This is a genomic window from Methylophaga sp. UBA5088 (assembly GCF_002414625.1).
Classification (GTDB): Bacteria; Pseudomonadota; Gammaproteobacteria; order Nitrosococcales; family Methylophagaceae; genus Methylophaga; species Methylophaga marina.
The window spans coordinates 4233-5406 of sequence record NZ_DIAC01000007.1; the positions used below are offsets into that span (position 1 = coordinate 4233).

General features: G+C 43.4%; 1 protein-coding gene and 1 pseudogene. One reads left to right on the top strand and one right to left on the bottom strand.

Going from position 1 to position 1174, the window contains the following annotated elements:
• Positions 1-888 (top strand): choice-of-anchor A family protein (locus tag B4K20_RS00515; RefSeq protein ID WP_289281477.1); only part of this gene is annotated, 888 nt, incomplete at its 5' end.
• Between the two features lie 67 nt (positions 889-955).
• Here B4K20_RS00515 and B4K20_RS00520 read toward each other — a convergent pair.
• Positions 956-1174: pseudogene (locus B4K20_RS00520) on the bottom strand (hypothetical protein); the annotation flags it as partial.

The following is a 1174-nucleotide window of genomic DNA, read 5'->3' on the forward strand; positions in this document are numbered from 1 at the left end:
TTAACTGTCGGTGGTGACCTCAAGGGTAATGTACAAACTAAAGGCAAAGGCCTTAATATCGGTGGTGATGTGTCTGGCTCACTCACCATTAATGATGGTGGTGATGCGTATATAAACTCAGTCTCAGGAACTGTTCGAAACCTCGCTAATGGTAATGGTTCAACCTCTGTGGTTGGTAATGTTTCAGGCACTGTAGAGACTAATGGTGGTAATACTATCTTCGGTGGTACTAACACAGGAACAGTCAAAGCAAACGGTAGTGGTACGGTTATCAATCAACCGGTATCAGTCCCTTTTGATCCAGCTGCTGCAGCAGCAAATGCGGTGAACACATTAGGTCAGTTCTCTAACCAGTTAGCAGGTACTGATTTTAATAGTAACTACACAATTACCGGTGGCAAAGTCACGTTTAATGCGACACCGAATACCGATGGATTAGCGGTGTTTAATATTAACGATGGTGAAAGCTTTTTTACTAGTGTGAATGAGTTTGCATTCAACATCGGTAGTGCAACCAGCATTTTGTTTAATGTGTTTGATGACGCACTTTCTGGGTACGATATCAGCGTGAATTTCCTGGCCAACTCAGCAGTGGATTTAGCTGACATACTGTTATGGAATTTTACCGATGCAGACAGTCTTCACATTACCTCACAATTCGGCGGTAGCATTTTAGCATTGGGTACAGATGTTGTTACTCACGGGAATATTGAAGGCACCTTAGCTGCAAAAACCCTAAACCAGAACGCTGAAATTCACTCACAACCTTCAGGTTTTGTGCCGCCTTCAGCTGTACCCGTTCCTGCGGCTGCCTTTTTATTCGCTCCCGCTTTACTGGGCTTCTTAGGCCTACGTCGCAAAGCGAATACTGTAAAAGCCTCTGTTTAAGTCACACTTTCAGCGATACAAAAAAGCCACCTGAATGGGTGGCTTTTTTATGTTTGGAATATCGTTATTATTGTCTTTCTAATGTTGCACAACCCGCTGTGGCATGTTCCCAAGTTTCAACATAGCAAGTACCGATTGTATTCTCTCCGAGAATTCGACCATGAACATAACCTTGGCTTGGTGTTGATACCCAGGTAAAGGCAGTATTATCAGGATAAATCACACCAAAAAAGTTTTTGGTGCCGTCAGCATAGGTAAAAGTGCCACGAAAACGTCGATCCTGTTG